9 protein-coding genes are annotated in these 14,371 nt (G+C 62.8%); 5 read left to right on the top strand and 4 right to left on the bottom strand.

Features of this window, described 5'->3' with window-relative positions:
- The first annotated feature begins 137 nt into the window (after nt 1–137).
- The 5 genes from JM946_RS02810 to JM946_RS02790 all read left to right on the top strand — a co-directional run bounded on the left by JM946_RS02810 (nt 138) and on the right by JM946_RS02790 (nt 8,710).
- On the top strand, nt 138–1,586 hold the full coding sequence (locus JM946_RS02810) for an MATE family efflux transporter (protein WP_203165614.1): 1,449 nt from the start codon (nt 138–140) through the stop codon (nt 1,584–1,586).
- A 216-nt stretch (nt 1,587–1,802) separates the two neighbouring features.
- Nucleotides 1,803–3,143: an efflux RND transporter periplasmic adaptor subunit gene (locus tag JM946_RS02805; protein ID WP_203165613.1), complete on the top strand. Its 1,341-nt coding sequence runs from the start codon at nt 1,803–1,805 to the stop codon at nt 3,141–3,143.
- 21 nt (nt 3,144–3,164) lie between these two features.
- Complete coding sequence (locus JM946_RS02800) at nt 3,165–6,365, top strand: efflux RND transporter permease subunit (protein WP_203165612.1); 3,201 nt, start codon at nt 3,165–3,167, stop codon at nt 6,363–6,365.
- Nucleotides 6,366–6,676: 311 nt separating this feature from the next.
- Nucleotides 6,677–7,888 (top strand): pectate lyase, encoded by a 1,212-nt coding sequence (locus JM946_RS02795; RefSeq protein WP_203165611.1) that lies wholly within the window; start codon nt 6,677–6,679, stop codon nt 7,886–7,888.
- A 189-nt stretch (nt 7,889–8,077) separates the two neighbouring features.
- Nucleotides 8,078–8,710: a hypothetical protein gene (locus tag JM946_RS02790; RefSeq protein ID WP_203165610.1), complete on the top strand. Its 633-nt coding sequence runs from the start codon at nt 8,078–8,080 to the stop codon at nt 8,708–8,710.
- Here the strand turns inward: JM946_RS02790 and JM946_RS02785 are convergent.
- The 4 genes from JM946_RS02785 to JM946_RS02770 all read right to left on the bottom strand — a co-directional run bounded on the left by JM946_RS02785 (nt 8,697) and on the right by JM946_RS02770 (nt 14,218).
- A complete protein-coding gene (locus JM946_RS02785; RefSeq protein WP_203165609.1) occupies nt 8,697–10,835 on the bottom strand; it encodes a WD40/YVTN/BNR-like repeat-containing protein in 2,139 nt (712 codons plus the stop codon). The genes JM946_RS02790 and JM946_RS02785 overlap by 14 nt on opposite strands.
- A 62-nt stretch (nt 10,836–10,897) precedes the next feature.
- Entirely contained in the window at nt 10,898–12,097 is a 1,200-nt protein-coding gene (locus JM946_RS02780) for an energy transducer TonB (protein ID WP_203165608.1), read from the bottom strand.
- A 164-nt stretch (nt 12,098–12,261) separates the two neighbouring features.
- Nucleotides 12,262–13,590 (bottom strand): metal-dependent hydrolase family protein, encoded by a 1,329-nt coding sequence (locus tag JM946_RS02775; protein WP_203165607.1) that lies wholly within the window; start codon nt 13,588–13,590, stop codon nt 12,262–12,264.
- A gap of 22 nt (nt 13,591–13,612) precedes the next feature.
- Entirely contained in the window at nt 13,613–14,218 is a 606-nt protein-coding gene (locus tag JM946_RS02770; RefSeq protein ID WP_203165606.1) for an acyl carrier protein phosphodiesterase, read from the bottom strand.
- Nucleotides 14,219–14,371: the final 153 nt, after the last annotated feature.

Below are 14,371 nucleotides of genomic sequence, written 5' to 3'. Positions count from 1 at the left end.
TCGTGCCTTTCTTTACTGGAGGTCGGAAGACTCAAAGGTAACCGATTTGCAGCACTTGCGAATGTGAGTTTTTCCCTGCTTGCCTCATTGGTTGCAGGCGGCAATCGAAGTTTTAGATGAGTACAATCGCCGCCCTCATGTCTACTTCCAACCCCGACCAGCCACTGGCGACCGAGGCAAACGCCTCCGCCGCGCAGCCCGACCTTTCGTTCTGGCAGGTCGTGCGCCTGTCGCTGAAAGGCCAGCACCTCGATTACACCGCCGTGCCGCTGAACCGCGCGGTGCTGCTGCTGGCCGTGCCCATGGTCCTGGAAATGATCATGGAATCGCTGTTCGCAGTGGTCGACGTGTTCTGGGTCTCTCGCATCGGCTCGGACGCGGTGGCGGTCGTCGGCCTGACGGAATCGCTGATGACGCTGGTCTACGCCGTGGCCATCGGCATCTCATTCGCCGCTACTGCCATCGTCGCCCGGCGCATCGGCGAGAAGGATGCGGAGCGCGCCGCGCAGGCGGCAGGCCAAATCATCCTGCTCGGTGTCACGATCTCGGCGGCGCTGGGCCTGGTGCTGAGCTACTTCGCATCGGACATTCTCCGGCTCATGGGCGCCAGCGACAGCATCGTGTCGCTAGGCAGCGACTTCGCCCGCATCATGCTCGGCTGCAATGTGACGGTGTTCATGATCTTTTTGATCAACGCCATCTTTCGCGGCGCCGGCGACGCGGTGCTGGCCATGCGCACGCTGTGGCTCGCCAATGCTTTGAACATCGTGCTCGGTCCGTTTTTCATTTTTGGCTGGGGACCGTTCCCGGAGCTGGGCGTGACCGGCGCGGCGGTGGCCACCAACATCGGTCGCGGCGTCGGTGTGCTGTATCAGCTGTGGCACCTGGCGGGATTCCATAGCCGGGTGCGCGTCCGCCTGCGACATCTGAAACCGGTCTGGCTGGATGTCCAAACCATCATGGCCACCGCCAGCACCGGCATCGCGCAGCTACTGATCGGCACTACCAGCTGGGTGGGCCTGTTCAAGATCCTGGCGGCGTTCGGCAGCGCGGCGCTGGCCGGCTACACCATCGCCATGCGCATCGTGATGTTTGCGCTGATGCCGGCCTGGGGGCTGGCCAACGCGGGCGCCACCTTGGTGGGCCAGAACCTCGGCGCCGGCAAACCGGAGCGCGCCGAGCAGGCGATACGAATCGCGACCCGTTTCAATGTGATGTTTCTTGGCCTGATCGGCCTCGTGTTCGTGTTCGGCTCGGGGCCGCTGGTACGGCTGTTCACCGACGATCCGCCGGTGCTCGAGCACGGCGTGCGGGCCTTGTGGATCGTCAGTCTGGCGTTTCCTTTATATGCCGCCGGCATGTGCCTGGAAGCGGCGTTCAACGGCGCGGGCGACACCTGGACGCCGACGCGGCTGAATTTTTTCTGTTTCTGGCTGTTCCAGATTCCGCTCGCCTGGCTGCTGGCGGAAGTCTTCCGACTCGGGCCGCTGGGCGTGTTCATTGCAGTGCCCATCGGCTTTTCGGCGCTGGCCTTGTGGAGTCTGGTGCTGTTCAGGCGCGGTCGGTGGAAGTTGAAACAGGTGTAGCCGTAGCCTGGATTCGGGGCCGCAGGCTTCGACACAGACCCAGGTCTCGGAAAGAATTTTCGCCGGCTTGTAACCTTTTGGGCTTGGCTTCCGTCCAACCAGGAACGCACCCGGCTCGCTGGCCTTTGGGGCAAGGGGTGCAACTCGCGGCGAGGTTCGGTGTTCTAAGCTGACCTGGCCGCCGGCCTTCAGGGACTTCCGGTCGTGGATTCCGCAATGAAAACCAGTGCAAACCAGCCTTCCGCGCGTTACGAAGCCGATCGGACCGATCCGCCCGCACATGCAGCGGCGGTCACCCCGTTCCCGACCCGCCCCACGGAACATCGGCAGTCGGCCCCGGTTCAGGAGGCTGCACCCGAGATGGTCCAGCAGGAGCACGGCGACTCTTCCAAAATCACACCAATGAAAGCAGGGATCATTGTCGCGGCGCTGGCCATCATCGGCGCAATCGCATGGTTTGCTATGCGCGATCCGGCGGCGGCGCCTGCCGCAGCGGTGGGTACGCCAGCCGCCAGCGCGGCTCCAGTAGAGCTCGCTGCCGTCGATGTTTCATCCGTCGAATCGCGAGTGCTGTCGCGCGCCTTGCCGCTGTCCGGCTCGATCGCGCCGTATGTGCAGGCGACCTTGAAGTCCAAGGTCGGTGGCGAAGTCGAGCAGTTGCGACTGCGTGAAGGTCAGGATGTGCGCGAGGGCGAAGTGATTGCTCGCGTCGACACCCGCAATCTGCAGGCCCAGTACGATCGTGAAGCGGCGGCTGTGGAAAAGGCACGCGCCGATCTCGAACTGGCGCGGTTGAATCGAGACAAGAACCGCGCGTTGCTCGATCAGAAGTTCATCTCGCAAAACACCTTCGAGCAGACCGAGAGCGCCTACGCCGCCAGCATCGCGAGCTTCAAGCTTGCCGAAGCCCAGGCGCGCGTCGCCAAGATCAATCTGGACGACGCCGTGATCCGAGCGCCGTTCTCCGGCACCGTCGCCAGGCGCCTGGTGCAGCCGGGCGAAAAAGTGTCGCCGGATTCGGAAATCGTCACGCTGGTGGATTTGAAACAAATGGTGCTCGAGGCCGCGGTGCCGTCCGCCGAGATTCCTTCGGTGAGCGTGGGTCAGAAAGTGCGCTTCCGCGTCGCCGGTTTCGGCGAGCGCACGTTCGAAGGTGAAGTGCAGCGAATCAATCCGATGACCTCGGATGGCTCGCGCGCCATCATGATTTACATCGCGGTCCCGAATCCGGACAGCGCGCTCAAGGGCGGCATGTTCGCCCAAGGCGAGCTCATGTTGAATGCGACCGAGCCGGTTCTTGCAGTAGCCCAGCGCGCGGTGCGCGATGAAGCCGGCGTCACTTACGTCTACGTTTTGCGCGACGAGAAAATCGTTCGCACACCGGTGACTCTCGGTCCGCGCAACAAGGGTGACGCCTTCGTCGAAGTTCGCGAAGGTCTGAGCCCCGGCGATCAGGTCATCGTCGCCGAGATCGGCGACGACAAGGCGGGTGCGGTGGCTCGCGTGCGCAAGTCCGAGCCGACCGCCGCCGTGGCCTCCGAAGTCGCGCGTAATTAGTCGCTCGCTGGCGTTACTCACATGTGGATCACCAAAACCAGCGTCAATCAGCCGGTCTTCGCGACCATGGTCATGTTGGCCCTGGTGGTGCTCGGGCTGTATTCGTATCGGCTGCTGCCGGTCGAAGAAATGCCCGAGATCGTGGTGCCGCAGGCCTACGTCACGGTCAGCTATCCGGGCGCCTCGCCCGAGGCGATCGAAAACGACGTCATCAAGCCGCTGGAGAACGTCATCAACGGCGTCGACGGCGTCAAGAACATCTATTCCACGGCGCGCGAGGGCAACGCGTTCCTGATGATCGACTTCCGCATGGAAACCGATGCGGTGGCGGCGACTCAGGAAGTCCGCGATAAAGTTGCGCAGATCCGTGCTTCGCTGCCCGAAGACGTGCGCGAGCCGACCATCTCTCGCGCCAGCAACGACAGTTCCACCGAGCCCGTCGTCAGCCTGGTCGTGTACTCGACCACTCGCAGTCTGCGCGAAATCTCCACCATCACCGAACAGCAGATCGTCAAACGCCTGCAGAACTCGTACGGCGTAGGCAATGTCTCGGTCGGCGGCGCGGTCGAACGTCAGGTGCAGATCTTCTTGCGGCCGGAGGCGTTGCAGAGCTTCCGCGTCGGTGTGGATCAGGTCGTCGAAGCGGTGCGCGCCGCGAACCAGGATTTGCCGGCCGGCATGATTTCGCGTGGTCCGCAGGAACAGCTGGTCCGCGTCGAAGGCAAGATGAAAGATCCGCGCGACTTCGAGCGCATCATCGTCGCCAATCAGGGCGGCGCGCCGGTTTATCTGCACCAGATCGCGGACATCGTCGACGGCGAGGCGGAAGAGATGTCCATCTCGCGCTCCAACGGCATGCGCTCGGTCTCGCTGGACGTTTACAAGGTTCAGCAGGCCAACATGGTCGAGGTCGGCAAGGCGGTCGATGAAGCGGTCGCCGATCTCACTTCCCGGCTGCCTCCCGACATCGTGATCCGCACGCTGTGGTCGGATGCGAAGTTCATCGAAGGCTCGCTGGAGCGCGTCAAGGAAACCATTCTGGAAGGCGCGCTGCTGACCATCCTGATCGTGTTCCTGTTCCTGCACTCGTGGCGCTCCACCATCATCACCGGCCTGACCCTGCCGATCTCGGTGATCGCGACGTTCATCGCGCTCAACGCGTTTGGCTACACGCTCAACTTCATGACCTTGATGGCCCTGTCGTTGTGTATCGGCCTGCTGATCGACGACGCCATCGTGGTGCGTGAAAACATCGTGCGTCATGCCGACATGGGCAAGGACCATCGAACCGCGGCGCTCGAAGGCACCAGCGAAATCGGCTTGGCGGTGATGGCGACCACCTTCGCCATCCTGGCGGTGTTCATCCCGGTCGCTTTCATGGACGGCGTCATCGGCAAGTTCTTCAAGCCGTTCGGCATCACGGTGGCGGTTGCGGTGCTGGTGTCGCTGTTCGTGAGCTTCACGCTCGATCCCATGCTGTCGTCGGTGTGGCCCGATCCGAGCAAAGACCGGTTCCGTCGCGCGCCGTGGCTCGGCAAGGTGATGGAGCGCGTCGAGAGCGTCATCGACTATGCGCACCGCGTTTACGATCGTTTGCTGCAATGGGTGATGAGCGATCGTCGCTATCGGGTCGCCGGGCGAGTGAGCCTCAGCCCGCGGGCGATCTCGTTGCTCATCGCCCTGTTTTCGTTCTTGGGCAGCTTCCTGATCGTGGGCAAGGTGGGCACCGAGTTCGTGCCCGAACAGGACGAGGGCATCATGTTCATTCGCATGAACACGCCCATCGGCTCGAGCCTGGAATACACCGATGCGAAGATCCGCGACGCCGAAGCGGCGATCCGGGAGATCGAAGGTGTCGACAGCATCGTCACCACCGTGGGCACCGACGAAGGTCGCAACTATGCGCGCGTGCGTGTGCTGCTGAAGGACAAGGAGCTGTTCGATCGTCCGTCGCAGAAGGAGATCGAGGCGCAGATCCGCAATCGGCTGTCGAGCTTCGCCGGCTTGAGTCTGACCATGGGCGGCTTCAATCAGCCGGTGGTGATCTCGATTCTGGGTCCCGAGAACAGCAAGCTCACCGAGCTGTCGCAGGAGCTGATGCGCCGGTTGTCGACAATCCCGGGCATCGCGGATCTGGAAAGCAGCGAGCGCGGCGCAAATCCGACAGTAGCCGTGCGCATCAAGAACGAGCTGGCGAGCGATCTGGGCCTGACCACCGCCAGCATCGGCAACGCGTTGCGGCCGCTGATCGCGGGCGATCAGATCAGCACCTGGCTCGGCCCGGACGGGCAGGACTATGACGTCATCGTGCAACTGCCCAAGCAGCGTCGTGAGATCGCCGCCGATCTGGGCGACCTGTATGTGACCAGCGCTCGCACCGATGCCAACGGCAACCCGTTGCTGGTGCCCATCCGGCAGGTCGCGGATTTCGTCGAGACCACCAGTCCACAGCAGATCAAGCGTCTCAACCTGCAACGGCGCATCACCATCTATGGCAATGCTCAGGGCCGTCCGTCGGGCGACGTGGGCACCGACGCTGAAAAGATCGTGAAGGCCATGGAATTGCCGCCGGGCTATCGCTTCGATGTCAGCGGCGGCCAGCAGGAAATGAACGAGACCAGCGCTGCCGCCGGCGCGGCGTTGATCCTCGCGGTGATCTTCATCTACTTCGTGCTGGCGTCGCAGTTCGGCAGCTTCCTGCAGCCGATCGCCATCATGGTGTCGCTGCCGCTGTCGCTGATCGGCGTGCTGCTGGCGTTGCTGCTCACTGGCACCACGCTGAATATCTTTTCCATCATCGGCTTCATCATGTTGATGGGCCTGGTGACCAAGAACGCGATCCTGCTGGTGGACTTCACCAATCAGGCGATCCGCGCCGGCCGCACGGTGCGCGAGGCCATTCTCGAAGCCGGGCAGGTCCGTTTGCGCCCGATCCTGATGACGACTCTGGCGATGATCTTCGGCATGTTGCCGATGGCCATCGGCGTCGGCGCCGGTGGTGAATTGCTCGCTCCGATGGGCCGCGCCGTCATCGGCGGCGTGATCACTTCGACACTGCTCACATTGCTGATCGTGCCGGTGTTCTACACCTATATTTACGGCTTCACCGCCTGGGCGAAGGCGCTCTGGCATCGTGGCCAGACTCATGAAGCGGTGCCTGCGCCTGCGAGCGCATCGTCCGCCGTGCCTTCCGATCCCGCCGGTGCTCCCCACACGACCTGAACGCCGGCGCGTTCCATAAATCCGGCTTCCGTTGACCCGACTGCGGTGAAATTCGCAGTGGTCACAGGCGGTTAAGCCGGTTTCACCATGTACGTATGTTCGCTGCCGGGGCGCAGCTTGTACGGTCGGCTGACACCGGTGTCACGAATGACTGCATTTTTGCCACCGGTGTCAACTTATCGCTGAAAGACCGGGCAGATGCGTGCCTTCGGACGCGACGCAGCCATGTTCTTGCGCCTCGTTCACTGGCCCGCCCTGTCCGGCCGCGAGAGTGAAGTCGAGCATCGAAATCCAATGGACAGGAGAAAATCATGCTTCGCAAGTTGTTCGTAGGGGGAATATTGCTGGCCGCGGCCGCCTCCAGCTGGAGCGCGACCAATCGGCCGGAAGGTTACGTCACTATCTGCCGCACGCCCGAGACATGCTCGGTGAGCGGCAGCACCAACGTAGCTTTCGGCGCGTCGGGCCAGTTCGTTTACAAGGTGCTGAGCGGCACCTTCACTTGCACCGTCGCCACCTTCGGATCCGATCCCATTCCATCCAAGCAGGTGAAGGAATGTTCGGTGCCGTCGGGCTCGGGCGGCGGCGGGGGCGAGCCGCCACCGACCGGATCGAGCATCAATCTGAGCGCGTCCGGGGGCAACGGCAGCGTGTCGTTGAGCTGGTCGTATTCGAGCGGCACGGCGACCACGCAGGAAATCTATCGCGATCTCGATTCCAATCCGAATGGACGCGTGCGCATCGCCAGCGTCAGCGCCAGCACACGCAGCTACACCGATAGCGGGTTGAGCAACGGCACGACCTACTATTACTGGATCAAGAACACGGCCAGCGGCACGGCGACGGATTCCAATGTCGCTTCCGCCACGCCGTCCGGAGGCGGCGGCGGCAATCCGGGGACCGGTTCGATCACGGGTTCCTCGTGTTCGACCAACGGAGCGCAGACGACGGTGAATGCCACCATTCGCGTGACCAGTGGCACGTACGACGGCGGCTGCCAGCGTTTCAACGCGGGCTCGGCGCTGGGTGATGGCAGCCAGTCGGAAGGTCAGGATCCAGTGTTCCGCGTGGAGAATGGCGCGACGTTGCGCAACGTGGTCATTGGCAACAACGGCGCCGACGGCATTCACACCTATAACGGCGCGGTGCTCGACAACATCCATTGGATGAATGTCGGCGAGGACGCGATGACCATCAAGTCTTCGGGCACCACCACGGTTAGAAACATCGAAGGCTACGACGCCGACGACAAGTTCTTCCAGGTCAACGCCGCTTCGACCCTGAATGTCAGCAACTGCATCATCCACCGCGCCGGCAAGGCGCTGCGCCAGAATGGCGGCACGACCTTCCGTGTCGACGTGACCTTCGATCGCTGCGACATCAACGACATGAACGAGGGCGTGTTCCGCACTGACAGCTCGAGCAGCACGGCGCGGCTGACCAACAGCCGCCTGCACGATGCGGGCACGATCTGCATCGGGCCGTGGGCCAGCTGCCAGCAGTCCGGTAACAGCAACTATTGATCTTTGTCGGTGTGAATCGAGCTTGGCCGGGAGCGAGATGCTCCCGGCCATCTGTTCGAAGGTGAAATCATGAATGCAAAACTGCTGATAGGGACAGCGGTCGTTGCGTGCATTGCATATGCGGCCATCGAGGCTCGGAAGAGTGAACAGCCTGTCGCCACTCCGATTGCATCCGCGCGGAACGCGCCCGTGACAGCGCCGATGCAGTCGAGCAGCGTCCAGCCGGCAGCCGCGCCCAAAGAGGAGCGCCTCCTCGCCACGGGAGACATCGGCGATGTCGCCTTGCTCGCTCACGTCGAGCACAAGTACCGCTTCTTGATCGCGGACGCCAATCCAGCGCAGGTTGAAGAGCTGCGGCAACGATTGCTGGAGCGCGAATCGCAAGCGAGTCTGGCTGCGCGAGAGCAGCTGGATGCCCAGATCGGTCGACTGTTGTCAGCGGAGGGCTTCGAGTATTTTCAGGTCCTGAAGGAGTCGGATCTGGAGCAGCATCATCTCGCCGAATATACCGGCGGTATCAGCAATGTCGCGCCACTCGACGCGCGTCAGGAACGCGTCGTGCTCGATGCGAAGCTGCGGCAGAAGCAACGTTACAGCACGGTAATGCGCGATCTTGGCTTGGACCGAGACTCTCTGTCGCCCGCCGAGCGCAAGTACGCGCATGAGAAAACGAGCGAAGCACTGAAGCGATATCTCGATGAGTTTCTGTCCGAAGTCTCGCCGGCGCTCACGCCCGAGCAGTACACCCAGCTGAAGAACTACGAGACCACCGAATTCGATCGCGAGCTGGCGCGTTTGCAACAGAAGATCAACGCGAAGTAGCCGAGCCGCGTGTCAATCTCACGATGCGCTCGCCCACGGCGATGAGATCGCCGTTGCGAGGATTGATCACGGCGCTGCGGAAATGACGCTGCGTGTGGCTGGAGATTCTTTGCCAGCTCTTGCCTGCGTCAGTGGAGCGAAGGATGACGCCTTGCTGACCGACGATGATCATGTGGCCGCTGCGGGGTTCGATCAAACCCTTGCGCAACTCCGCATCGGTGCCGCTTGCGATCGGTTGCCAGGTTCGCCCGCCGTCGGACGAGCGGACGATGCTGCCGAACTCACCGAACGCGACCAGCGTGTTGGTTGCAGAATGACGGAGCATGCGTCGTAGAGCGCGATCCGTCCCGGATGGAGCGCGCTGCCAGTGCAAGCCGGCATCGAGAGAACGAAGGATCAGGCCCTTGCCACCCAACAGAAACCAATCGCCCGAGTGCTCGTCGGCATAACTGCCAAACAGATCTTCAGTGGCGCCGGTGTCGATGTGAGCCCACTGCCTGCCACCATCGACGCTGCGAATCGCGACGCCACGCTGTCCGCCGGCCAACATGACGGAGCCTTTCGCGGCAACGCTGCCCTGCCAAAGCTCGCGATCGGTGTCGAGCTTCGTTAGATGCCACGACTTGCCCGCGTCTTGCGACGAGTAGAACGAGCCGCGCGCTTCGATCACTGTCATCGAGTCTCCGCGCGCGAGTACCCAGGGGAATGCTTCTTCTTTTTCCAACGGCGTCCAATGCACGATGCGCCATTGCTGACCGCCATCTTCGGATCGGATGATGGTGCCGGGTGCGCCGGCCGCGACGAGCGCCTTGCCGCCGGGCGCGACCAGCAATGAGCGCAGATCGGGCGGCGTGTTCATGTTTGGATAGCGAACATCGATGAGATGCCAGGTTCGTCCGCTGTCGGCGGAGCGGACGATGCCTCCAAGCTCGCCGCTTGCGACCATGATGTCGCTATCCGGCACGCTGACGACTTCGCGCAAATTCAGACTCAACTCGGGAGATGCGCGGCGCCAGGTCTTGCCAGAATCGGCGGACGAGACGATATAACCGCCCTCGCCGAATCCGACGTAGCGACCTTTGTCCAGCTGAGCGAGAGATTCCATGCTGCTGGCAAACCCAGTTTCGATCTTGTGCCATTGGCGCCCGCCATCGGTGGAGCGTGCGGCCAAGCCGTGGTGCCCGACCGCAAGCAATGAACGGGTGAGCTCGTCATAGCGAATGGCGCTCACGAAACGTTTCTGCCCGTCGAGCGTGAGTTCCACCTTCTCCCAGGACGAGTCGCTGGCCTCACGTCGAAACAAGTCCCCGGTATGGCTGCTCAACAGCAGGGTGCTGTGCACGGGATCGAGCGTTGCGTCGGTGAAGTAGGCATTCGCGCCCATGTCCTGGAGTTCCCAGCTTTCGCCGCGGTCACTCGAGGTTAGGAATCGACCCAGCGCGCTCATGGCAATCAGTTCATCGCCCAGCGAACGGAAGGCGGTGATCGGTGTGACGGGCTCCGGCATCTTGATTTGCGTCAGCAGCCAGCTCACGCCTGCGTCCGTGGAGCGCCCGATCAATCCGGCCTCTCCGCCGATCAAGAGAGCGCGACTGGCGGGCTCGACATATAGCGTCTCGAAAGAGAGCTCGAGTCCATGCTCCAACGCCGACCAGGTTCTGCCGCTGTCGAGCGAGCGCAGGATCGTCCCGCGCGTACCGGCGGCGATCCAGACGCCGCTGCTTGCATGATGAATAACGGCGCGAAGGTCGAAATCGGAGCCGCCTGCTGCCACCGCGTGCCAGCGCCGTCCCGAATCGTCGGAGCGAAGAATGGTGCCGCGTTCGCCAACGGCGATCAGCACTTTGCCATCGGCGTCGGCGGCCACGCGTGCGAGGTCAGCGGTCGCCGGTGTCGGCGCGTTGTGCCAGGTGCCGAGATCGGTGGAGTAGAGGATGGCGCCGTCCGTGCCCCACAGCAGCAATGTTCGGGACCGAGGCTCGTACAACGAGCCGGTCAACTTGGGATTGACGACCTGGGCCGAATACGCGAAAGCGATATCGCGATCTTCCGCGCGGGCCACGACTACGAGGCAGCCGACCACGGCAGCCAGCAGGGCGCGGGTGAACCTTTCCTTGGGTCTCATGCGGATCCCTCCGATCCGCATGCTGCCCATCCGGGGCCGGGCTGGCAAGCCCGGCCGATCGATCAGTCGGCCTGTTTGAATTGCACGCGAACGCGCACTCGTCCGCTGCTCGCGCCGTCGCTGCGCGGTTCATATTTCCATTGCTGGACCGCGTTCAGGGCGGCCCGATTGAACATGCGCCCACGACTGCTGCCTTCGATGCGCGGGTCGATCACATCACCTGTCGGCGATACTTGCAGGCTGATGTCGACCCAGCCTTCCAGGCCTCGCATCAGCGCCTCTTGCGGGTACCGAGGCTGTATCATTTTGATGAGCTTGGGTTCGGCGGGTGGAACGGCCGGCGCTGGCGTCGGCGCAGGACTAGCCGCAGGCGCGATTTCCTGGACGATGTTCGCACCCGTGTTGGCTATGCTCACGTCAGGTTCGCTCACCGGCAGCGCCATTTCTTCCAGTCGGGTCGACGGAGGCTTCGCAGCGGCCAGCGCAGCCGCGGCCACATCGAGCTTGGCCACTTGCGGTCGCTCCACAAACGCCTTCATTTCCGGGCCACTGCCTGACTTCCGTGCCTGTGGCTCTTCCACCTTGTTGGCGGCAGCCAATGTTTGTTCGGTACGCTTGGGAGCAGTAGCGCGCTGCCTGGTGCCAGCGGGTTTCACGATCGGCTCGGAGATGGTCTTCGCGACGCCCGTGCTGGCGGCGAGCAGCTTCCGCAGTTCCGTACGCCACTGTGCTTCGAGCAACGTCAGGCCATTGTGATCCGGCCGAACGCGCCGCGCCTTCTCCAACGCGACGCCGGCCTCGGCGATCTTTTGTTCCGCCAGCAATACTCGCGCGTCGGTGAGATGACGATTGGCAATGGCGTCGATCCCAGCGATGGCCTCGGCATTGGTCGGGTCCAAGGCAAGCACGGTGCTGTAGTAATGAAATGCGCTGCGCTCCGACGGGTCGGTGTACCGGCCATCGGCCATCGCAGTCTGAGCATCGTGGAGATTGCGGGCGATGACTTCGCCCGGATCGATGTCGGGCATGCGCTGCGCCATCACCCACCAGACCGCGAGGGCAACTGCTACCAAGGCAGCGGCGAAGGCAATCCAAGGCGGTCGTGCCGAGAGCCGGGACGGTGCGACGGCCGGCGCACCCACCGATGCTGCGCTTAGTTCGTGTTGTCGCCGCCTGCGTTGGGCGGTCTCATGAAACGGCGCGGTGATTTCATTTCTTCCGGACGCCAGTTCGAGTTCTACGCGCGCAGTATCGGTGGCCATGCGCTTGCTCCCCAGTACGGGAACCCTGCTGCAGCACAGCGGCAGCGGGTTCACTCTGCAGGCCACGGTAGTTCATTCGCAATTCGGTGTCAGTGGTCGTAAGTCCTAATTACGGAAGTTCCATAGAAGCGCCCGACCTCGGTACGGCCCTGGCACTGTAGGCGTTATTGCTGCTTGAAGATGCGTCCGTCCTTCATCACGAACGCGACTTGTTTGAGCACTGTGACATCGGCGAGCGGATCGCCGGCGACGGCGATCAGGTCGGCGCGCTTGCCGGGCTCGAGCGTGCCGGCTTCGGCCGAGATGCCGAGCAGATCGGCCGCGTTGACGGTGGCGGCTTTGATGGCTTCGGCCGCGGGCATCCCGTGTTTCACCATGAGCTCGAACTCGTCGGCATTGCGGCCGTGTTTGGACACGCCCGCGTCGGTGCCGAATGCGATCTTCACACCGCGCGGATACGCCTTCTCCAAAGCCTTGCCGGTGATGCCGATGCGCCATTCGATCTTGGCGCGCACTTCAGGCGGATAAGCGTTCGGGTCCTTGGCGATGCGCTCGAGATACCCGTTGACCGTCGACAGCGTCGGCACGTAGTACGCGCCATGCTTGACGAACAGCTTGATGCTTTCGTCATCGATCAGCGTGCCGTGCTCGATGGAGTCGGCGCCGTACTTGAGCGCCAGATTGATGCCGTCCGCACCGTGCGCATGAACCGCCACCTTCTTGTTATAGAGATGCGCGGTTTCGATCAACGCCTTGGCCTCGTCGTCGAACATTTGCTTGTTGAGGCCGGCGCCGATGCGGCTGTTGACGCCGCCGGTGGTGAGAATCTTGATCACATCCACGCCGCGGCGGACCTGCATACGAACGGCGCGCCGGCACGCTTCGGCGCTGTCACAGAGATTCTCTTGAGAGATGTGTTCGCCGATCTCGTGACGCAGGCCGAGTGTCGCGTCGCCGTGCCCCGAGGTGGCGGAGATAGACGAGCCCGCGTCGATGATGCGCGGGCCGGGCACCTTGCCGGCGGCAATTGCGTCACGCAGCGCCAATGTCACGCCGCCGTCGTTGCCGAGATTTCGAACCGTCGTGAAACCCGCCTCCAAAGTTTTGCGCGCGTTCACAGCCGCTTCGTACGCGAAGTAAGGAAGATCGTTGGTCAACGATTCGAGCAGGCCTTCCTGGCCGGCCCGGTCGCTGTCGAGATGCACGTGACTGTCCATGAGCCCCGGAAGAACGTAGCGCTCACGCAGGTCGACCACTTGCGCGCCGGGATAATTTTCCGCACCGACGAAACCATCGCGCACGGCTTCCACTTTGCCATTGCGAACGATGATGGTCGCGTTGCCTCGCGGCGCTTGGCCGGGGCGGTCGAGGAGTCGTCCAGCCTGGACCAGCACCACGCGGTCGCCGCTGGTTTGCGCCACTGCCTGAGTCGGGAGTGTCGAACAGGCGACCAATGCAATTGCTACAGCCTTGCGGATGGCTCGGACGGGCATGGGCGATCCTTTGTTGTCGTCGTTACGAGCCTCGCAGTGTAACGCGATCCGTGGCCGCGGCGGCCTGCAGTTGCGGGAAGAACTCCGCGAAATCGGTCTCGAATCCAGCACGGTGCTCGATCAGATCGGCGACGCCATTTTCCAGTGCGAATTCGCGTCGCCAGCGCGACGACAGATACGCCGACAACCGACGCAGCGAACGCTCGACGCCTTCGATACGCCGGTATGAGCCGAGCAGGTCGTGGCGAATGATGCGATCGAGCGTGACGCGCGCGGAGGAGGGCAGCGCGATGTGATGCGCTTCGATGTCAGCGTAGAACTTGGCCGTGAATGCGTCGAGCACAATGGGCGAGTAGCGGCCCCAGTTGGTGGCGAGCAGATGATCGTAGAACACATCGACCAGCACGCCGCTGAAGCGACGGAACTCCGGGCTCACTCGCGAGCGGCTGCGCTTTACCAGCGGATGCGCATCGGTGAACGCGTCGATCTGCTTGTGTTTCTGAACGCCGCGCTGAAAGCCCGGGCTCATGCGCCGCAGCTCTTCTCCTCGGACGATGTCGGCCAGCAGATTGCCGAGGCGAAATTCGACGTTCGGCTCGGACAGAAACACGTGGGCCAGCCAATTCAAGTGAGTTCCTTGCGATGGGTCGTGGGCAATTTAGCAAAAATCGAATCGTCTCAGAACAGACGTGTCCAGGCGCGCGTCGCGCTCGCGAGACACTGCGTTCAGCGACATTGCTGCATCCGTGCCGCAGCCCTTCCCGAATAACGCTGCAGATCC

Origin of the sequence: Steroidobacter gossypii (genome assembly GCF_016801985.1) — a bacterium.
Lineage (GTDB): Bacteria > Pseudomonadota > Gammaproteobacteria > Steroidobacterales > Steroidobacteraceae > Steroidobacter > Steroidobacter gossypii.
Note: the sequence above shows the minus strand (reverse complement) of the source record. Positions and strands in the feature narration are given on the sequence as shown.